This window comes from Devosia sp. 1635 (genome assembly GCF_013185955.1).
GTDB lineage: Bacteria > Pseudomonadota > Alphaproteobacteria > Rhizobiales > Devosiaceae > Devosia.
On record NZ_JABAOM010000002.1, the window covers coordinates 275917 to 296523 of the forward strand.

Annotated in this window: 16 protein-coding genes; 11 read left to right on the plus strand and 5 right to left on the minus strand. The window is 63.5% G+C overall.

Features of this window, described 5'->3' with window-relative positions; all coding sequences use genetic code 11:
- The first annotated feature begins 219 nt into the window (after positions 1 to 219).
- Positions 220 to 2556 (plus strand): UvrD-helicase domain-containing protein, encoded by a 2337-nt coding sequence (locus HRU92_RS08240; protein ID WP_248307057.1) that lies wholly within the window; start codon positions 220 to 222, stop codon positions 2554 to 2556.
- Between the two features lie 5 nt (positions 2557 to 2561).
- Positions 2562 to 2879: a heavy metal-binding domain-containing protein gene (locus HRU92_RS08245; RefSeq protein WP_127753544.1), complete on the plus strand. Its 318-nt coding sequence runs from the start codon at positions 2562 to 2564 to the stop codon at positions 2877 to 2879.
- A 2-nt stretch (positions 2880 to 2881) separates the two neighbouring features.
- Here the strand turns inward: HRU92_RS08245 and HRU92_RS08250 are convergent, their stop codons facing one another.
- Positions 2882 to 3199, minus strand: a complete 318-nt coding sequence (locus HRU92_RS08250; RefSeq protein ID WP_172123647.1) for a putative quinol monooxygenase — start codon at positions 3197 to 3199, stop codon at positions 2882 to 2884.
- Positions 3200 to 3262: 63 nt separating this feature from the next.
- Here HRU92_RS08250 and HRU92_RS08255 point away from each other — a divergent pair, with 63 nt between their 5' ends.
- A complete protein-coding gene (locus tag HRU92_RS08255; protein WP_173088009.1) occupies positions 3263 to 4132 on the plus strand; it encodes a 50S ribosomal protein L11 methyltransferase in 870 nt (289 codons plus the stop codon).
- A 94-nt stretch (positions 4133 to 4226) separates the two neighbouring features.
- On the opposite strand, the gene HRU92_RS20745 is transcribed toward HRU92_RS08255, so the two are convergent.
- Positions 4227 to 4358, minus strand: coding sequence for a hypothetical protein (locus HRU92_RS20745; RefSeq protein WP_282567554.1), 132 nt, complete (start codon positions 4356 to 4358; stop codon positions 4227 to 4229).
- Positions 4359 to 4575: 217 nt separating this feature from the next.
- On the opposite strand from HRU92_RS20745, the gene HRU92_RS08260 reads away from it, so the two are divergent.
- Complete coding sequence (locus HRU92_RS08260; protein ID WP_173088011.1) at positions 4576 to 6408, plus strand: aminopeptidase P family protein; 1833 nt, start codon at positions 4576 to 4578, stop codon at positions 6406 to 6408.
- A gap of 481 nt (positions 6409 to 6889) precedes the next feature.
- Here HRU92_RS08260 and HRU92_RS08265 read toward each other — a convergent pair whose 3' ends face one another.
- The 3 genes from HRU92_RS08265 to HRU92_RS08275 all read right to left on the minus strand — a co-directional run bounded on the left by HRU92_RS08265 (position 6890) and on the right by HRU92_RS08275 (position 10663).
- The gene (locus HRU92_RS08265) at positions 6890 to 7351 is read right to left on the minus strand and encodes a DUF3828 domain-containing protein (RefSeq protein ID WP_172123650.1); all 462 of its coding nucleotides are present in this window, start codon (positions 7349 to 7351) and stop codon (positions 6890 to 6892) included.
- A gap of 86 nt (positions 7352 to 7437) precedes the next feature.
- Positions 7438 to 9597: an NAD-dependent DNA ligase LigA gene (ligA, locus tag HRU92_RS08270; protein ID WP_172123651.1), complete on the minus strand. Its 2160-nt coding sequence runs from the start codon at positions 9595 to 9597 to the stop codon at positions 7438 to 7440.
- A gap of 58 nt (positions 9598 to 9655) precedes the next feature.
- Positions 9656 to 10663, minus strand: a complete 1008-nt coding sequence (locus tag HRU92_RS08275; RefSeq protein ID WP_172123652.1) for a LacI family DNA-binding transcriptional regulator — start codon at positions 10661 to 10663, stop codon at positions 9656 to 9658.
- A gap of 172 nt (positions 10664 to 10835) precedes the next feature.
- Between HRU92_RS08275 and HRU92_RS08280 the strand changes: the two genes are divergently transcribed.
- The 7 genes from HRU92_RS08280 (at position 10836) to HRU92_RS08310 (ending at position 20543) form a co-directional block, all read left to right on the plus strand.
- Positions 10836 to 12764, plus strand: a complete 1929-nt coding sequence (locus HRU92_RS08280) for an ABC transporter substrate-binding protein (protein WP_173088013.1) — start codon at positions 10836 to 10838, stop codon at positions 12762 to 12764.
- An 80-nt stretch (positions 12765 to 12844) separates the two neighbouring features.
- Complete coding sequence (locus HRU92_RS08285) at positions 12845 to 14953, plus strand: alpha-amylase family protein (protein ID WP_173088015.1); 2109 nt, start codon at positions 12845 to 12847, stop codon at positions 14951 to 14953.
- A gap of 13 nt (positions 14954 to 14966) precedes the next feature.
- On the plus strand, positions 14967 to 15953 hold the full coding sequence (locus tag HRU92_RS08290; protein WP_173088017.1) for an ABC transporter permease: 987 nt from the start codon (positions 14967 to 14969) through the stop codon (positions 15951 to 15953).
- A complete protein-coding gene (locus tag HRU92_RS08295) occupies positions 15953 to 17125 on the plus strand; it encodes an ABC transporter permease (RefSeq protein WP_172123656.1) in 1173 nt (390 codons plus the stop codon). Before HRU92_RS08290 ends, HRU92_RS08295 begins: the two co-directional genes overlap by 1 nt.
- A 3-nt stretch (positions 17126 to 17128) precedes the next feature.
- Entirely contained in the window at positions 17129 to 18868 is a 1740-nt protein-coding gene (locus HRU92_RS08300; protein WP_173088019.1) for an ABC transporter ATP-binding protein, read from the plus strand.
- Positions 18869 to 18880: 12 nt separating this feature from the next.
- Positions 18881 to 19657, plus strand: a complete 777-nt coding sequence (otnI, locus tag HRU92_RS08305; RefSeq protein WP_172123658.1) for a 2-oxo-tetronate isomerase — start codon at positions 18881 to 18883, stop codon at positions 19655 to 19657.
- Positions 19658 to 19667: 10 nt separating this feature from the next.
- Complete coding sequence (locus HRU92_RS08310; protein ID WP_172123659.1) at positions 19668 to 20543, plus strand: 2-hydroxy-3-oxopropionate reductase; 876 nt, start codon at positions 19668 to 19670, stop codon at positions 20541 to 20543.
- Positions 20544 to 20607 lie beyond the last annotated feature (64 nt).

Below are 20607 nucleotides of genomic sequence, written 5' to 3' on the forward strand. Positions count from 1 at the left end.
CTTTGGCGAGCCTTGCTTGTCGCTGAGGCGGTAAAAGGGCTGAAGGATGGCCCGCGAAACGGCAAATCGGCCCCAATATGGCCGTGCTGCCCGGCGATGGACCATGCCGCGTTCTATACACCGGCGCCCTGCGCACCTATATTGCGGTGAGAACAAACCAAGATTCGTCAATCCTCGCGCCGCGCCGCACGATGGCGCCAGGCGATGGAAAGCAACTCGATGCCCGCTGAAGCTCACGACCATGACCGCCCCGCCCCCGGGCCGATCACCAGCCAGCTGCGCCGCGCCGCCGCGCCAGATTATCTGTCCGGGCTCAATCCCGAACAGCGCGAAGCGGTGGTCTCGACCGAAGGCCCGCTCCTCGTGCTCGCGGGCGCCGGCACCGGCAAGACGCGCGTTCTGACCACCCGCATCGCCCATATCCTCAACCAGCGCATGGCCTGGGGCAGCCAGATCCTTGCCGTGACCTTCACCAACAAGGCCGCCGCCGAGATGAAGCGGCGCATCCACGACATCGTGCCCAGCCTGGACGGACTGCCCTGGATGGGCACGTTCCACTCCGTTTCCGCCCGCATCCTGCGCGCCCATGCCGAACTGGTGGACCTCAAGCCCCAGTTCACCATTCTCGATACCGATGATCAGATCCGGCTGATCAAGCAGTTGCTGGCCGCAGAGAACATCGATGAGAAGCGATGGCCTGCTCGGCAATTCGCCGGCATGCTCGACGCCTGGAAAAACCGCGGCTGGCTGCCCAAGGACGTGCCAGCTGCCGAAAGCGGCTTTTACGCCAATGGCAAGGGCGGCAAGCTCTACTACGACTATCAGTCCCGGCTGAAGACGCTAAACGCCGCCGATTTCGGCGATCTGCTGCTCGAATGCATTCGCCTGTTCCGGGAAAATCCCGAAGTGCTGGCCGAGTACCACCGCAAGTTCAAATACATGCTGGTGGACGAATACCAGGACAGCAACACCGCCCAATATCTCTGGCTGCGCCTGCTGGCCCAAGGCAAGCCGGCGCCCGAAGCCAATATCTGCGTCGTGGGTGACGACGACCAGTCCATCTATGGCTGGCGTGGCGCGGAAGTGGACAACATCCTGCGCTTTGAAAGCGATTTCCCCGGCGCCAAGGTGATCAAGCTCGAGCGCAATTATCGCTCCACTGCCAATATCCTAAAGGCCGCGTCGACCCTGATCGCCTTCAACGAAGGCCGCTTGGGCAAGACGCTCCACACCGATATTGCCGAAGGCGGCGAGCTGGTGTCCTTCACTCAGGTCTACGACAGCGAGGAAGAAGCGCGCACGGTCGGCGAGGAGATCGAGCAGTACCAGCGCGCCGGTGAGCCGCTCAATTCAATGGCGATCCTCGTGCGCGCCTCCTTCCAGATGCGCGAGTTCGAAGAGCGCTTCATCACCCTTGGGCTCAACTACCGCGTTGTCGGCGGCCCGCGCTTTTACGAGCGCAAGGAAATCCGCGATGCGCTGGCGTATCTCAGGCTCGTCGCGCAACCCGCCGACGACCTCGCCTTCGAGCGCATCATCAACGTGCCCAAACGCGGTCTCGGTGATTCCACCGTCAACATGCTGACCGCCACCGCCCGCCACCAGCGCATCCCGCTGCTCCAGGCAACACGCATGATGGTGCAAACCGAGGAACTCAAGCCCAAGCAGCGCACCACGTTGCGCAGCCTTGTTACCCAGTTCGACGATTGGGCCTATCGCTCCCAAAGCCTGCCGCCCTACCAGCTGGTCGAGCAGATCCTCGAGGAAAGCGGCTATATGGACATGTTGGCGGCCGACCGGTCGGCCGAATCCGACGGGCGCAAGGAAAACCTCAAGGAACTCAGCCGCTCCATGGAAGAGTTCGAAACCCTGGGCGGTTTTCTCGAACACATCTCGCTTGTCATGGAGCGCGACAGCGTCGAAGCGACCGATGCGGTCACCATCATGACCCTCCATTCCGCCAAGGGGCTCGAATTCGACACTGTGTTCCTGCCCGGCTGGGAGGATGGCACCTTCCCCAGCCAGCGCTCCATGGACGAATCCGGTCGCGCCGGGCTCGAGGAAGAACGGCGCCTGGGCTATGTCGGCATTACCCGCGGCCGCAAGCGCGTGCGCATTTCGGCCGCCCAGAACCGGCGCATCCACGGCCTCTGGCAGTCCGCCATCCCCTCCCGCTTCATCGACGAACTGCCTGCCGACGCCGTTGAAGTCACCGACCGCGGCTCCGCTTATGGCGGCTATGGCTATGGCGGGGGCGCGAGCTCGCGCTTCAACAAGGCCGACCCGTTCGAAAGCGTCTATCAGACCCCCGGCTGGCAGCGCGCCCGCGCCCAGCAGGCCAGTCGCAAGGGCGGCGGCCCCACCACCATCGAGGGTGAACTGGTCGCCCGCTCGGTGGATCTGGGCTCAAGCTCGGGCTATGCCGCCGGCGAGCGCGTCTTCCACCTTAAGTTCGGCTACGGCCTCATCACCGATATCGAGGGCAACAAGCTGACCATCGAGTTCGAAAAAGCGGGCCGCAAGAAAGTGCTCGATAGCTTCATCAAAAAGGGCTGACCGTCATGATCGTTTCCACCACCCCCACGCTAGAAGGCCGCCCGATCCGCGAATATCGCGGCATTGTCACGGGCGAAGTGATCGTGGGTGCCAATGTGTTCAAAGACCTCTTTGCCGGCATCCGCGACTTTGTCGGCGGCCGCTCGGGCGCCTATGAATCCACCTTGCGCCAGGCGCGCGAGCAGGCCTTCGAGGAACTGCGCGACGAAGCCCGCCGCCTCGGCGCCGATGCCGTGGTCGGCGTCGATATCGACTATGAAGTTGTCGGCGACAGCGGCTCGATGCTGATGGTCTCGGTCTCGGGCACCGCGGTCAAGCTCTAGCCTTAGTCTTCGGCCGGCACGATCTGCGGCAGCAGCCCCACGCCCCCGAGCGGCTCGGTTTCGAACCGCTCGCCAAACCCGGCAATGATCGGCCGGGCCCGCGCAATCATCTGCTGCACGCGTGGCAGCTGCAGCGAAGCGGCGTGGCTATCCTTGTTGTCCCACACCTCGGTGACCCAGATCCCGTCCGTGCTCGCCGGATCGATGGCCACCACATAGGAGAGGCACCCCGGCATCCGCGCATTGCCCTCCATCAGGATTTCCAGCAAGTCCACCCGCTTGCCCGGTGCCGCCAAAAGCTTTCCGATCAACCCGTACATGGTATTTTCCTCCCCAACCCCCTAGAAGGGCACCATCGCCCTGCTCTCTTTTGGAAGCCCTGCATGTCTGTCGATCAACTCTCCACCCCGCTCTCCAAGGATGACGCTTATAAGCTGGTCGATGCCGTGATGGAGCGCGACGACCTCGCGCTCACCGCCTCTGCCCATGAGAACGAAGCGACGGGCGAATGGTTCTTCGAAGCCGTCTGCGATTCGCCGCCCGATCTCGAAGCCTTCTCCGCCCTCGCCCGGCAAACCCTCGGTGGCACCGTGCAATGGAGCGTCACGACACTCGATCCCGAAGTGAACTGGGTGGCCAAATCCCTTGAAGGCCTGCCCCCCGTGATCGCCGGCGGCTTTTATGTCTATGGCAGCCACCACGAAGGTGCGATCCCGCATGGCTATACCGCCATGAAGATCGACGCTGCCCAGGCCTTCGGCACCGGCCACCACGAAACCACCACCGGCTGCCTTGAAGCCATTGATCGCGTCCTCAAGCGCGGCCGCCCTCGGCGCATGCTCGATGTCGGCACCGGCACCGGGGTCCTTGCCATCGCGCTGGCCAAGCGCCTCAAGACCCCGGTGATCGCCAGCGACATCGATCCCATCGCCGTCACCACCACCGCCGAAAATGCCGCCATCAATGGCGTATCGCGCTTCATCGTGCCCATCGAGGCCACCGGCCTCAACCACCCCACGATCCAGGCCGGCGCGCCCTATGACCTGATCGTCGCCAATATCCTCGCGGGGCCCCTCACCGCGCTCGCTCCCGCCATGGGCCGCATCGCCGAGCCCGGCGCCTCCATCATTCTGTCGGGCATTTTGGAGCACCAGTCGCGCGGCGTCATTGTCGCCTATGCCCGCCAGGGCATGGTGCTGGTGCAAAAGCTGCAGCGCAAGGAATGGACCACCCTGATGCTGCAAAAGCGCTGAGGCGCAGCCCCTAAAAAGCAAAATCCCCGAACGCAGGTTCGGGGATCCTCGGATCAGCTCGTGATCAGGTCCGGCAAAAAACCAAACAGCGGCCTCAGGGGCGCTTGGTGAAGGCGCCGATCAGCTGGTGCTGCATGTGGTAGTTGCCCGGACGGCTGGTTTCGCGACCGCGCGCATCCACGACGGAACCCAGCGCCTTGCGGAAGTCGATCTTGTTCTCGGCCATTGCAGCAAACTCCATGCACGGTGACGACAAATCTTATCGCCGCGTTCACATCTAGGCCGAACCGCCTACCGGGGTAAGGCCCGCGCGCACAGACCAGCCATGCCAGTCCTGCAACCCCGGTTACCGCCGCTTTAATCTCCCGTCGGCGCCCGGTTTTCCATCCGCCTCATACCCCGCTACAATGGGGTCAAACCTCCCATGCTTCCGAGGACTTCCCATGCCCGCCACCTTCCCGCCCGCCATCTTCCAGAGCTTTGCCGAAAAGTCCGACCCGGCCAATGTTGCGCCCCGGCTCCAGGCCTTGCGGGCGCAAATGTCGCAGGCCGGTGTCGATGGCTTCCTCATCCCGCGGGCCGATGCCCATCGCGGCGAATCAGTGCCCCCGAGCGAAGCGCGCCTCGCCTATGTCACCGGCTTTACCGGTTCCGCCGGCGTCGCCGTGATCGGCCCCGAGCGCGCCGCCCTTTTTATCGATAGCCGCTACACCCTCCAGGCTCCCGCCCAGACCGACACCACCTTGGTCGATGTCATCGAAATCGGCCAGGGCACCACCCTCGGCACCGAAATCGGCAACTACGTGCCGGCCAATGGCGTGCTGGCCTATGATCCCTGGCTCCATACCCCCGCCGAAATCCGCGAGCTGACCGAGCGCCTGGCCGGCCGCGTCACCCTGCGCCCGGTTGCCAACCTCGTCGACGCCATCTGGACCGACCGTCCCGCTCCGCCCAACGCCCCCATCACCCTGCGCTCGGACAATCTCACCGGCAAATCCAGCGCCGGCAAGCTCGAGGACCTCGCGACGGCGCTTCAGGCCGAAGGCGCCGATGCCGTCGTTCTGAACCTGCCCGAATCCATCTGCTGGCTGCTCAATATCCGCGGCAGCGACGTGCCCAACGCGCCCTTCGTCCTGGGCTATGCCACGGTCGACAAGGACCGCAATGTCGCCCTTTACGTCGATGGCGCCAAGCTCACGCCCGAGCGCCTGGCTGCCATCCGCCCGCTCGCCGACCTCGTCCATCCCGTAGCCGAGTTCCCCGCCGCGCTCGAAGCGCTTGGCGGTGCCGGCAAGCGCGTGCTAGTGGATCCCGCCACCGCGCCCGAAGCGGTCGCAGCCGCCCTCAAAGCCGCTGGCGCCACGCTCGTGGAAAAACGTGACCCGGTGCTGCTGCCCAAGTCGCGCAAGAACGAGGCGGAACTGGCCGGCATGCGCGAAGCCCACAAGCTCGATGGCATCGCTCTCGCCAAATTCCTCGCCTGGTTCGCCCAGAGTGCACCCACCGGCACCCTGACCGAGATCGCCATCGTTACCGCCCTTGAAGCCTTCCGCCGCGAGGAGCCCACCTGCCTCGACGCCAGCTTCGACACCATTTCAGGCGCCGGCCCCAATGGGGCCATCGTGCACTACCGCGTGACCGAAAAAACCAACCGCACCCTCGCACCGGGCGAGCTCATGCTGGTGGATTCGGGCGCACAATATCTCTCGGGCACTACCGACATTACCCGCACCATGGCGTGCGGCCCCGCCACCGATGAACAGCGCGACCGCTTCACCCGCGTCCTCAAGGGGATGATCGCCATTTCGATGGCCCGCTTCCCTAAGGGCACGTCGGGTGCCCAGATCGATGTGCTCGCCCGCCAGTTCCTGTGGCAGGCCGGGGTCACCTATAATCACGGCACCGGCCACGGCGTGGGCGCCGCCCTCAGTGTGCACGAGGGCCCCATCGGCATCTCCTCGCGCTACACCCTGCCGCTCGAGCCGGGCATGGTGCTGTCCAATGAGCCCGGCTACTACAAATCAGGCGAATACGGCATCCGCATCGAAAACCTCCTCGCAGTCCGCGACAGCGCCGTAGCTCCCGGCTTTCTCGAATTCGAAACCCTGACCCTCGTCCCCATCGATCGCCAGCTGATCGACGAGACCCTCCTCCTGCCCCCAGAACGCGCCTGGCTCAACACCTACCACGCCCGCGTCCGCACCGAGATCAGCCCCCACCTCACCGGAGAAGTCAGAACCTGGCTCGAAGCCGCCACAGCGCCGCTCACAGATTGATCCTCTCCTTTTTCGATCCACCAGCTCATCAGTCGACACCCTCCCCCTAGCGGGGAGGGATCAAGGGTGGGGGGCCATCCAGCCCCGATCTACGAACGATCAACACCAACCGATCTGGGCGCCCCCACCAGCCCCTCAGTGAGCCTTCCCTCCCCCTTGAGGGGAGGGACCGAGGGAGGGGGTCGCCGAACGGAGCACTGCGGCCACCCATGCGAAAACCACTCCACCTTCGACCAGGATCGGGTAAACGAAGCGGGAGAAATGACGATCCAGTTCCACCCATCGACCCCCTCCCCAACCCTCCCCTCCAAGGGGAGGGAGGCCCACGCCCGAGATCGTGCGTCTAGGTCCACAGCCCCGCAGTCAGCCTTCCCTCCCCCTTGAGGGGAGGGATCGAGGGTGGGGTTCAGGCGGCCCCACATGCTCGGAGTCTGCCGAGGCACGCCCCCCTCAAGAGCGAGAAGACGAGGGAGCCAGCCCCTCACTCCCCCTGCGCCTCGGCAAAAATCTCGCTCAGCCGATACGAGTTCTCCGGATCGTTGGACGCTACATCGTCGATCTTCCAGCCGCCGTCTTCCAGCACTAGCTCATAGGTCAGCTCGGTCGGCTCGCCGAAGTTCTCAAAGCTCACTTCCACCACCGCCGCATCGCCGGTCACCGCCGCTTCACCGATGGCAAGGTCAGTGATCTCGAAATCCTGCCCATTGATGAAGGGGTCGAACGACAACGCGCCCATCTCGCCCTCCGGCGTATTTTGCGCATCGGCGTCGTAAAGCGCCTGTAACGCCGCCGAGCGGAACTGGGACTCGTCCTCGGCGAACTCACCCGAGAAATAAGGCGCGTAGAACGCCTCCAGCAGCGCCTCGGGGGTTGGGAATGGCTGCGCCATCGCCCATCCACTCAAGCCCAAAACCGCCATGGCGGCCAGCATCATCACGCGCATCTTGCTCTCCATCCCATCCGGGGCGGGAGCCCTGCCCCGCCTGCCGTCCCAAACCCATGCTCGCGACCACCCGTCAGCGAAGCGGCTCACGGCGTGACCCGCTCGAACCACTCTTCTTCGCTGATCACCTCAACCCCAAGCTCCTCGGCCTTTTTGAGCTTGGAGCCGGCGCCGGGCCCCGCCACCAGAATATCGGTTTGCGCCGAAACCGAGGCGGCAACCTTCGCGCCCAGCCGTTCGGCCATCGCCTTGGCTTCCGACCGGGTCATCTTTTCGAGCGATCCGGTAAACACCACGGTCTTGCCCGCCACCACGCTATCGACTGCAATGGTCACCACATAGGGTTTCGGCTTTACCTCCTTGAGGAGATCATCGAGGGCCTGGATGTTGCGCTCATTGCCGAAGAACGCCAGCACCGACGAGCGCACGGTTTCCCCGATGCCGTTGATCTGGGGAAAGACCGGGCTGATCTCGCCTTCATGGTTGGCCGAATCCACCGCCGAGTCGCGCAACGCCTCGATTGTCCCGAACGTGCGCGCCAGCAGCGCCGCCGTGGTTTCCCCGACATGGCGAATCCCCAGCGCAAAGATGAAGCGATCGAGCTCCGGCTCGCGTCGAGCATCGATGGCGTCAAACAGCTTGCGGACGGATACGGCGCCGAACCCCTCCACGTCCTTCAATTTCTTGACCGAGCGCTCGTCGCGCGCCCGCAAGGTGAAGATATCGGCCGCCCGCGCGATCCGCCCTTCGGCATAGAACTGTGCTACCTGCTTGTCGCCCAAGCCATCGATATCCATCGCGTTGCGCCCCACAAAGTGCTTGAGGCTTTCCACCGCTTGGGCCGGGCAGATCAACTCGCCGGTGCAGCGGCGCACCGAATCGAGCTTGCCGGTTTTTTCGTTGATCTCGCGCACCGCGTCGGACCCGCAGGCCGGGCATTGATGGGGATACACAAAGGGCTGCGCATCGACGGGGCGCTGCTCCATCACCACATCGACGATCTGCGGGATCACGTCCCCGGCGCGCTGCACCACCACCGTGTCGCCAATGCGCAGATCGACGCCATTGCGGATCGGCTCGCCATTGCTGCCCTTGCCCGCGATATAATCTTCATTGTGCAAGGTGGCGTTCTCAACCACCACGCCACCCACCGTCACCGGCTGAAGCCGCGCCACCGGGGTCAGCGCTCCGGTGCGCCCCACCTGGATGTCGATCCCCAGCAGCACGGTGGTCGCCTGCTCAGCTGGAAATTTATGCGCGATCGCCCAGCGCGGCGCGCGCGACACGAACCCCCAGCGCTCGCGCAGGTCCAGCCGGTCGAGCTTGTAGACCACGCCATCGATGTCATAGCCGAGGCTCGCCCGCTGTGCCTCGATCTTGCGGTACTGCTCCAGCAACTCGCTCACCGAAGCCGTGCGGGTCAGCAGCGGATTGACCACAAAGCCCCAGTCGCGGAACTTCTGCATTGCGTCCCACTGCGTCGCCGCCGGTGGCGCACTCGCCTCGCCCCAGGCATAGGCAAAAAAGTTGAGCTTGCGGCTGGCGGTGATTTTGGGATCCTTCTGGCGCAGCGACCCGGCCGCAGTGTTGCGCGGATTGACAAACTCCTGCCCGCCAAACTTGGCCGAATGATCCTTGAGCCGCTTGAACTCGGCATGGGTCATATAAACCTCGCCGCGGATCTCGATCAGGTCAGGCCAACCCTCCCCCTCAAGCTTTGCCGGGATATCGGCGATCGTCCGGAGGTTCTCGGTGATGTCCTCCCCCACCGTCCCATCGCCGCGCGTGGCGCCACGCACAAACACGCCCTTCTCGTAGCGCAATGATGCTGAAAGCCCGTCGATCTTGGGTTCAGCCGTAAACTCGAGCTGCATGGCCGGATCGCGCGCCAGGTCCTTCTCGAAGAACTTGCGCCCCCGCTGCACGAACTCGGCCACCTCCTCATCGGCAAACGCATTGCCCAGGCTGAGCATCGGCACGCCATGCCGAACCTTGGCGAAGGCTTCGGCTGGCGCCGCACCCACCGTTTCGGTCGGGCTGTCTGCCCGCACCAGTTGCGGAAAGCGCTCCTCGATTGCCGCATTGCGCTGCCGCAACGCATCGTATTCCGCGTCGGTCATCACCGGCGCATCCTGCTGATGATAGGCGAGATCAGCCTCGCGGATCAGCATGGCCAGCCGGGCCAGCTCCTGCTGCGCCTCCGCTTCGTTCAGATCGCGTTCATCTTTGTGGCTGAAATCGGACATGGGAGCACTCTGACTGGGTGGTCGCCTGCGGCGCGGCGGTCAAGAATACTCCAGCAAGCTACTCCACAGCCAGCCTTTCCGCCCCCCGAACCCTGGCTTTCCCCGCCGATTCACGCACCACCAGATGCGCTGCAAACGAGATCCGAACCGCCACATCCGGCGCTATGCGCCCCTTGATCCGGTCATCCAGCACCCGCACCAACCCTGCCCCGATCTGGCGCCCATGCACCCTAACCGTTGTTAGGTGCGGCGTGATCTGGGTAGCGGCAGAATAGTCGCCAAACCCTACCACCGAGACATCTTCCGGGATCCGATAGCCCAGCGTCAGCAGCTCGGTCACCACCGTCAGCGCCATCCCGTCATGGGCGCAAAAGAGGGCCGTCGGCTCGAAACCATCTGCCTTCGCTTCCTTCAGATGCGCGGTGAAGCGCTTCTCGCTGTGGAACTTGATCTCCCGAAACTCCACGTCCTCTCGGGCTTCCAGCACTTCGCGCATGCCATAGAACCGCTCGGTGCGGCCGCGATAACCAGGCGTGCCATGCACATAGGCGATGTTACGGTGACCCAGTTCAATCAGGTAATTAGCCACCGCGGCGCCGCCCTCATGATCGGTGCCTGACACGAGATCAAATGGTGCCAGAGGGTCCACCCACCCATTGCGCGCCATGGGAATGCCGAGTTCCTTGATGCGCGTCATGCTTTCCAGCGAATGTGGGCCAACCAGAGCAACACCCTGACATTGCAAGGCAAACTCCTCCACTTCATCCAGCAAATGAGTGGAAGCCATGCGCACCTGATAGCCGTATTTCTGCGCTTCGGTGTGAAAGCCACTCTGCACCAGCAGGTGCAGTTCCGAGTTTACGAGGTCGGTGTCGTGGAACACGATCCCCAGCGCCGGCACGCCGCTGTCGCCACCCGCGCGTTCATAGCCAAGCTCGTCGGCCACCTGCTGCACCCGCTGGCGCGTTGCCTCACTGACACCGTCCTTGCCGGACAGCGCCCGCGAAACCGCAAATTTGGAAAGCCCCATATGCTGGGCGATAGTGGACAAGGTAACGCGTGCCATCGAAGCTCCTTGTAAGGCTCAGTTCGAGGTACTGCCGCAGCCTTGCATCCACCTACCCTGCCCAATAATCCACATCAATAACAACATAACGCTTTACCTAACGATTTTGTAGTCGCAAGCTCCCCGGCAGCTGACAACGCCATAGGCGGTTAGTTTTTTGGAGGAGATATTCATGGTATCCATCAGCCGCAGGGCTTTCATCGTCGCCAGCTCCGCACTTGTCGGCGCTGCTGCCATGCCGGGCTGGGCCTGGGCCCAGACCACCGGGGAATCAGCCTTCCTTAAGGCGCGCGTCGACAGCGGCGAACTGGCCCCCGTCGCCGAACGCCTGCCCGCCAACCCGCTCGTTATCACCCCGCTCGAGCGCGTCGGCCAGCAAGGCGGCGACTGGAACCACGCCCTCGTCGGGGGCGGCTCCCTCTCCATGCTGGTGCGCTACCAAGGCTATGAGCCGCTGGTCCGTTACAACCAGGATTGGTCGGGACTCGTTGAAAATGTTGCTGAATCCTGGTCGGTGAACGACGCCGCGACCGAGTACACCTTCACCCTGCGCAAAGGTCACAAGTGGTCCGACGGCCATCCCTTCACCACCGCTGACGTCCAGTTCTGGTACGACGCCTACTTCATGGACCCCGAAACCTCCCATGGCAGCAATGCGTGGTGGATGGTCGATGGGGAACCTGCCAAGCTCGAAGTGGTCGACGAGCAGACCTTCAAAGTCATCTTCCCCGGCCCCAACGGCTTTTTCGTGCAGCAGCTCGCCTGGGCCAACCAGGACCAGCTGACCCGCACCCCTAAGCACTACCTTGAAAAATTCCACATCCGCTACAATCCCGAGGCCGATGCCCTCGCCAAGGAAGCGGGCCTTGAAAGCTGGATTGCGCTGTTTCAGCGCGAGATCGGCATGCTGGACGACAACACCTTCTACCAGAACGGCAACCGCCCGACGCTCAACGCCTGGGTGTTTGATCGCGCCCCCGGCTCCAGCACCGAACAGGCCATCGCCACCCGTAATCCCTACTACTACAAGGTCGACACCGCCGGCACCCAGCTGCCCTATTTCGATCGCGTCGTTTACCAGATGGTCGCCGATCCCGAAGTGCTGCTGCTCAAGACGCTGCAGGGCGAGGTCGACATCATGGACCAGTATATCGCCACGCCGGCCAACAAGCCGGTCCTGTTCGACAGCCAGGAGACGGGCGACTACAGCTTCTATACGCTCAAAGAAACGGCCGCTAACGTCATGGCCTTCCAGCTCAACCTTAACCACAACGATCCCGTCAAGAACGCCCTGTTCAACAACAAGGCGTTCCGGCAGGCGCTTTCGGTCGCTATCGACCGGCAGGCCATGATCGATGCGGTCTTTGTGGGTCAGGGTTCCCCTGCCCAGCCTTCTATGCGCGAGGGTGATCCGCTCTACAACGAGCAGTTGGCCAAGCAATTCACCGAATACGATCCAGCCAAGGCTAACGAGATGCTCGACGCCATCATCCCCAACAAGGATGGCGAGGGTTATCGGCTGGACGAGCAAGGCCGTCGCGTCACGATAATCTTCGAGATCGACCAGACCCGTACGACCTTCCTCGACATGTTCGAGCTGGCTATCCCGATGTTCCAGGCGGTCGGCATTGATGCGCAGATGCGCACCATGGACCGCTCGCTCTGGGAAGAACGCGTGCGGCGCGGTCGTGAATACGATGCCACCGCGCACCAGTTCGGAGCCAATTCCGGCATTGCCGCCATGCTCGACGCGCGCTTCTACGTGCCCATCAACAACAACTGCTTCTATGCCCCCGGCTGGGCGCTCTACTACACCCAACCCGACAATGAAGCGGCGGTTGAGCCTCCCCCGGAGGTTAAGGCGCAGCAGGAGCTCTACCGCGATCTCGTCGCCACTGCCGACCCGGCTGGCCAGAACGAGCGCATGGCGCAGGTCCTACAGAACGCGGCCGATCTGTTCCTCACCTTCGGCGTCAGCCTCCCCCCCGATGGCTATGGGATCGTCAAGAACAACGTGGTGAACCTGATGAAGGAGATGCCCAACTCCTTCGGCTGGCCCACCCCTGGCCCGGCCCGCCCCGAGCAGTTCTTCAAGAGCTAACTGCCGCTAACCAGTCGCCCTTTTCCACTCCGCCGCCCCTACCGGGCCGGCGATAGCGAACCCATGCCCAGGGACATCCCATGCTCGACAGCAAGTCGCAGACAACCGACCACCTCCGCACTCATGACTGGTACAAGTCAGCGACCCGCTGGACGCAGCTCACCCTGGCCGAAGACGACCCCATCAAATACGACCCGGCCTTCTGGGTGGACGTGTTCAAGCGCACGCGCTCCAACGCCACCTGCCTGAGCGCGGGCGGCTATATCGCCTATTATCCCTCCAAGGTGCCGCTGCATTACGTGTCCAAGTTCATTGGCGATAGCGATCCGTTCGGTGAGCTGGTCGCCGGCGCCCGCAAGCTCGGGATGCACGTCATGGCGCGCGTCGATCCGCACGCCATCCACCAGGATGCCGCCGACGCCCATCCGGAATGGATTGCCGTGGATAAGGACGGCAACAAGCGTCGCCACTGGGCGTTCCCGGAAGTTTGGGTGACCTGCGCCTATTCAGACTACAACTTCAAGTTCATGCCCGAAGTGCTACGCGAGCTGACGTCCAACTACGATATCGACGCCATCTTCGCCAATCGCTGGCAGGGCCATGGCGTCTGCTACTGCAATGCCTGCAAGAGCAATTTCCGCGAAGCAACCGGACACGAACTGCCCCTCGATCAGAAGCTCGAGAACCCCGCCTGGCTAGCCTGGACCGCCTGGCGCCGTGGCGTGCTGAGCCGCCTGGTGGTGGAATGGGACGAGGTGATGAAGGCCATCAAGCCGCATACCAGCTTCATCCCCAATATGGGCTCGGTATCGTTGACCGAGTTCGACCTCGAGATCATCGAGAAATACTGCCCCTTCCTGTGCGTCGACGATCAGGGCCGCCGGGGGACCGAACCCGTGTGGATGAGCGGGCGCAACGGCAAGCGCATGCGCGCGACCTTCCGCGACCGCCCTGCCATTCTGATCACCTCCATCGGTCCGGAAGAGGAATATCGCTGGAAGGACTCCGTCACCACCGGCGCCGAGATCCAGGCCTGGGTGGATGACGGCACGACTCAGGGCCTCCTGCCCTGGTTCACCAAGTTCAATGGCGTGGTGCCGGACACCCGTTGGGTCGAGCCGGTGGTCGATAGCTTCAACCTGCATGCCGATCTCGAGCCGGTCCTATCGCAGATGACGCCAACCGCCGAGATCGCAATCCTCGACCCCGCTACGACCCTGCGCCACCATGGCCTCGACACCCGCAGGGCAGCAGAAGCTGACGATCTCGGCTTTTATCTGGCTCTGGTGGAAGCGCGCATTCCATTCGAGATGGTTTCAGACCAGGCGATGACCCCGGAGGCATTGGACAAGTTCAAAGTCCTGATCCTCGCCAATGCCACCTGCCTTTCCGACGAGCAGATCGCGGCGCTGGAGGCTTATGTCGCCCGTGGCGGCAGCATCGTCGCGGCGCACGAAAGTTCCACCCGCACGCCGGACAACAAGCTCCGCAACGCCATTGGTCTGGGCCAGCTGCTGGGTGTGACCATGACCGGGGCGGCCCGCGGACCGGTCAAAAACACCTATGTCGCCATCAACGGCGAACACCCGATCTCCGACGGCTTTGAGGGCGCCAACCGTATTATTGGCGGCACCAGGCTTCTAGCCGTAGATGCGGCGCCCGACACCAGCCAGCCCTTCCTTTACGTCCCCGACTTCCCTGACCTTCCCATGGAAGAGGTCTACCCGCGCGAAGAGCCCAAGGGCGCGGCGGTGGTGACCCGCGAGCATGCCGGCGGCGGTCGCACCGTCTACATCCCGTGGAATATCGGCGCCATTCTGTGGGAGGTTCTCGCGGCCGACCACTCCCGCCTTATCGGCAATGCCGTACGCTGGGCTCTGGGCAAACGCCCTGACGTCGAGATCGGCGGCCGCGCGGTGCTCGACCTCGCAGTGCGCGAGAACGAAGCCGGCATGGCTGTCGTGCTCAACAACATCTCCAACCCCATGATGATGAAGGGCCCGATCCGCGAAGTCTATCCAACCGGCGAGATCACGGTCTCCATCGCGGTGCCAGCTGGCAAGACTGTGGGCAAAGTCGACTTGCTGGTCGCCGGCCAGCGCTTGGAGACCAGCCCTGTGGACGGACGGCTTAATGTCGTTGTGCCCAGCATCGAGACACTCGAAGTTGTCCACCTGACCTGGAGCTAGAGGGGGCGGCGCCATGTTGAACTATGTAATCAAGCGGCTGATCTACATGATCCCGACATTGTTCGGCATGTCGCTCATCGCCTTCATGATTATCCAGCTGCCGCCGGGGGATTATCTCACCTCCATGCTGGCGACCATGGCCGAGAGCGGCCAGAACGTCGATCCCGCGCAGCTCGAAGCCATGCGCCGCGCCTATGGTTTCGATGACCCGATCTGGCTGCAGTACTGGAAGTGGATCAGCGGCATCATCTTCCGCGGCGATTTTGGCTATTCCTTTGAATGGAACCGCCCCGTCGCCGACCTGATTTGGGAGCGGATGGGCTCGACGCTGGCCATTTCGATCGCCGCCCTGCTCTTTGTCTGGGCTGTGTCCCTGCCGATCGGCATTTATTCGGCGATGCGCCGCCACTCGGTGGGCGACTATGCGTTCACCTTTCTCGGCTTTATCGGCCTCGCCGTGCCCAACTTCATCATGGCGCTGGCGCTGATGTATTTCAGCTACAAGGTCTTGGGCCAGAGTGTGGGCGGACTGTTCTCGCCCGAATATGTCGAGGCGCCCTGGAGCTGGGGCAAGTTCGTCGATCTCCTCGCTCACCTCTGGATCCCGATCATCGTCATCGGCACCAGCGGCACTGCAGCGCTGATCCGCATCCTGCGTGCCAATCTCACCGACGAGTTGAACAAGCCCTATGTGGTGACGGCCAAGGCCAAGGGCCTGCCCGAATACAAGGCCGTGTTGAAGTATCCGGTCCGGATCGCGCTGAACCCCTTCGTTTCGGCGATCGGCTGGGTCCTGCCCGAGCTTGTTTCTGGCGTCACCATCACCGCCATTGTCCTCAACCTGCCCACGGCCGGCCCGCTGCTGCTGCGGGCCCTGATCAGCCAGGACATGTATCTGGCCGGCAGCTTTATCCTGCTGATGGGCGTGCTGACGCTCTTTGGCATGCTGATCTCCGACATCCTGCTCGCCCTTCTTGACCCACGGATCAGGTTCAACTGATGCTTGCGCACACTTTCATCGAGGGAACGCCCGAAACCGGCCCTGCCGTCTCTTCCCTGCAGGTCGGCAAGCCGATCGAAACTGCGGTCGCGGGTCCATGGCGGCTGATGTGGGCCAAGTTCTCGCGCAACAAGGTCGCGCTCGTCGCCGGCGTGATCATCCTCATGCTCTATCTCATCGGCATCTTTGCCGAGTTCCTGGCACCCACCCTGCCCGACGCGGCCCGCCCGCAATTCACCAATGCGCCGCCCCAGGAACTAAGGCTTTTCGTGACCGAGCAGGATGGTAGCCAACACTTCCAACTGCACGTCACTGGCTACACTATGAGTGTGGATCAGGCATCGCTGCGCCGTAGCTACGTAATCGATGAGAACGCTGTGGTTCCGGTTGGTTTCTTCGTGAAGGGCGCGCCCTATAAGCTCTGGGGCCTGTTCCCTTCCGACGTACATCTGCTCGGGCCGCTCAAGTCGACCGATACCATGTATCTGCTTGGCACCGATAAGCTCGGCCGCGACCTGCTGAGCCGGCTGATCCATGGCACCAGGGTGTCCATGTCCATCGGCCTGATCGGCGTCGCCATTAGCCTCTGTCTCGGCGTGACGCTCGGTGCGATCTCTGGGTTCTACGGCGGCCTGGTTGATCTCCTGATCCAGCGCGTGATCGAGGTGATCTCCTCCATGCCCACCATCCCGCTCTGGCTGGGCCTTGCCGCGGCCATTCCGCTGAGCTGGTCACCCCTGACGGTGTATTTCCTCATCACCCTTATCGTCTCGCTGTTCGGCTGGACCGGACTGGCGCGGGAAGTGCGGGGCCGCTTCTTTGCCCTGCGCGGCGAGGATTTCGTTACCGCCGCCCGTCTGGATGGCTCAAGCGAACGCCGGCTGATCTTCCGGCACATCATGCCCTCGCTGACGAGCCACATCCTCGCGGTCGTGACCCTCGCCCTGCCCACGATGATCGTTGCTGAAACGGCGCTGAGCTTTCTCGGCATTGGGCTCAAGGCACCGGTCGTGTCCTGGGGGGTGCTGCTGCAGGACGCGCAGAATGTGCGCACCATTGCGGGCGCGCCCTGGCTGCTGATCTGGCCGGCAGGCGCTGTGGTTCTGACCGTGCTGGCCTACAACTTCCTTGGCGATGGTCTGCGCGACGCGGCCGACCCCTATGAAAGCTGAGCCATGACTGTCCATCCCCTCTCTACCGGCACGCAGCCAGCAGGCGATGAGGCGCCGATTGTCCTCAGTGTCGAGCATCTCAGCCTCGATTTCCGGCTCCGCACCGAGATCCTGCATGCGGTGCGGGATGTCAGCTTTGTGCTGCGGCGCGGCGAGACCCTGTGCCTTGTCGGTGAAAGCGGCTCGGGCAAATCGGTGACCGCCCGTGCCCTGCTTCGTATCCTTGATCGCAACGGGGCCATTACCGGCGGCCGCATCCTCCTGGGCAGCCAGGGCGAAGAGATCGACATCGCAGCGCTCTCGGACCGCGATCCCAAGCTGCTGCAAATCCGCGGCGGACGCATTGGGCTTATCTTTCAGGAGCCGATGAGCTCGCTCTCGCCAGTGCACACGATCGGCAGCCAGATCATCGAAGCCCTGCGCCTGCATCGACGCATGGACAAGAAGCAGGCGCGTGCCGAAACCATCGAGCTCCTGCGGCAGGTCGAGATCCCCAATCCCGACAAGATGGTCGACCGCTATACCTTCGAATTCTCCGGCGGCATGCGCCAGCGCGCCATGATCGCCATGGCGCTGGCGGCTGATCCAGACATCCTGATCGCCGACGAGCCCACCACCGCACTCGATGTCACGACGCAGGCGGAGATCCTCGACCTCATCAAGCGTCTCCAGGTGAGCCGTGGCATGGCGATGTTGCTGATCACCCACGACATGGGTGTGGTGGCCGAGGTGGCCGACGCCGTTGCGGTGATGCGCTACGGCCGTATTGTCGAGGCGGGCAGCGCCGAGGACATTTTCCATGATGCCCGCCATCCCTATACGGTGCGCCTGCTCAACTCGACGGTGAAGCTCGAGCAGAACCAGCGCACTGCGGCCCGTGCCGAGACCAGCACGCAGGCGCGCCAGCCGGTCCTTAGCGTGCGCAACCTGTCCAAGGTTTATGGTGCCTCGAGCGCGTGGTTCGGTGGCAACAGCCATGCGCTCAAAGCCGTCGATGATGTGAGCCTCGATCTTTATCCAGGCGAGAACCTCGGCATTGTGGGCGAGAGCGGCTCGGGCAAGACCACGCTTGGCCGCTTGATCCTGCGCACGGTCGAGCCATCTGCCGGCACGGTCACCTATCACGGTGCCGGCGCGCCAATGGACGTCACCGGGCTGAGCAAGCAGGGCCTCAGGGCCTTCCATCGCGACGTGCGGCTGGTGTTCCAGGACCCATTCGCGTCTCTGAACCCGCGCATGACGGTCAAGGAGATCATCGGCGATCCGCTTTATGTGTCGGGCAAGATGCGCGGCGCGGCGATCGAAGCGCGCGTCGCCGAATTGCTGACGCTGGTGGGGCTCGATCCCATGGCGATGGAGCGCTATCCCCACGCGTTCTCCGGCGGCCAGCGCCAGCGCATCGGCATCGCCCGCGCCCTTGCTCTCGACCCCAAGATCATCATCGCTGACGAAGCCACGGCGGCGCTCGACGTGTCGATCCGCGCGCAGATTCTCGATCTGCTGCTGGACATCCAGCAAAAGCTGGGCCTGAGCTTCATCTTCATCTCCCACGACATCTCCGTGGTCCGCTATTTCTGCGACCGGGTTGCGGTGATGCGCCTGGGCAAGCTGGTGGAGGTCGGCACCGCCGAGCAGATCTGCACCCAGCCGCAACACCCCTACACCCAGAGCCTGATTTCGGCTGTTCCCAACCCCGATCCCCGCAACAAACGGATGCTGCACCGCACCCGCTATGTGGCCTGAAGGAAAACCGCCTTGCCCAAATTCTCCGCCAATCTCTCCTTCCTCTATGCCGACCAGCCATTCCTTGAGCGCTTTGCCGCGGCGGCGGCCGATGGGTTCAGCGCCGTCGAATATGTTGCCCCCTATGCCTTTGGCGCCGATGAGGTCGCCGGGCGCCTGAAGGACAATGGTCTTGAGCAGGCGCTGTTCAACCTGCCCCCCGGAGACTGGGACGCTGGCGAGCGCGGCATTGGCTGCCTGCCCGACCGGGTCGAGGACTTCCGGAGCGGGGTGACGACGGCAGTCGCCTATGCACAGGCCCTTGGCTGCACCAAGGTGAACTGCCTTGCCGGCATTGCCCCCGCGGGAAGCAGCGTGGACGAGCGCGATGCGGTCCTGATCGACAATTTGCGCTATGCCGCGCCGCGCCTCGCCGATGCCGGCATCAAGCTGCTGCTCGAGCCGATCAATCTGCGCGACATTCCGGGCTTCCATGTCTCGACGACCCACCATGCCGAGCGCATCCTTGATGCGGTGGGGTCCGACAACCTCTTCATCCAGTTCGACGTCTACCACACCCAAGTGATGCAGGGGGATCTCGTGCCCACCTATGCCCGGCTGCGCGAACGCATCGCCCATGTGCAGATCGCCGACAATCCCGGCCGCAACGAGCCGGGCACCGGCGAGATCAACTATCCCTTCGTCCTCAGCGAACTCGATCGGCTCGGCTACACCGGCTGGGTAGGCTGCGAGTACAAGCCCAAGGCCGGCACCAGCGCCGGGCTCGGCTGGATGAAACCCTATCTCTAAGGAGCGCAACATGAATATCGGTTTCATCGGCCTCGGCGTCATGGGGCGCCCCATGGCTGGCCATCTGATCGCTGCCGGGCACCAGGTCGCCTTGCACCGGGTCAAGGAAGTGTCCCAAGCCTTGGTCGAGCAGGGCGGCAAGGCGCTGTCGAGCGCGCAGGCTGTGGCTGAGGCCTCCGACATCGTCATCCTGATGCTGCCCGACACGCCCGATGTCGAAGCGGTGCTGTTTGGACCCGAGGGCGTGGCCGCCGGCCTTGCCCCCGGCAAGCTCGTGATCGACATGAGCTCCATCTCGCCCATTGCCACCAAGGACTTCGCCAGCCGCATTGAGGCTCTCGGCGCTGATTATCTGGATGCACCGGTTTCGGGCGGCGAAGTGGGCGCCAAGAACGCCGCTCTCACCATCATGGTGGGTGGCAAGGAGGCGGTGTTCGAGCGCGCCCTGCCGCTGTTCCAGACCATGGGCAAAAACATCACGCTCGTCGGTGGTGTCGGTGATGGGCAGACCGCCAAGGTCGCCAACCAGATCATTGTCGGGCTCAACATCCAGGCAGTCGCCGAGGCCTTGCTGTTTGCCCAGAAAGCCGGCGCCGATCCCGCCAAGGTGCGCGAGGCGCTGATGGGCGGCTTTGCCGCGTCCCGCGTGCTTGAGCTGCATGGCGAACGCATGATCAAGCAGACCTTCGATCCGGGCTTCCGCATCCGGCTGCACCGCAAGGATCTGGCGCTGGCGGTGGATGCGGCGCGCGCCCTTGACCTTGCCCTGCCCAACGCCGCAGCCACCCAGCAACTGATGAATGCGGCTGTCGCCAGAGGTGACGGCGACAAGGACCATTCCGCCCTGATCCGCACCCTTGAGGCGCTGGCGGGCGGCGGCAACTAGACCCGCGCACCAGCACAAGCTTGCCAGCAGCGGCGCCGAGGTGCCGCTGAACGAACCTTCATGC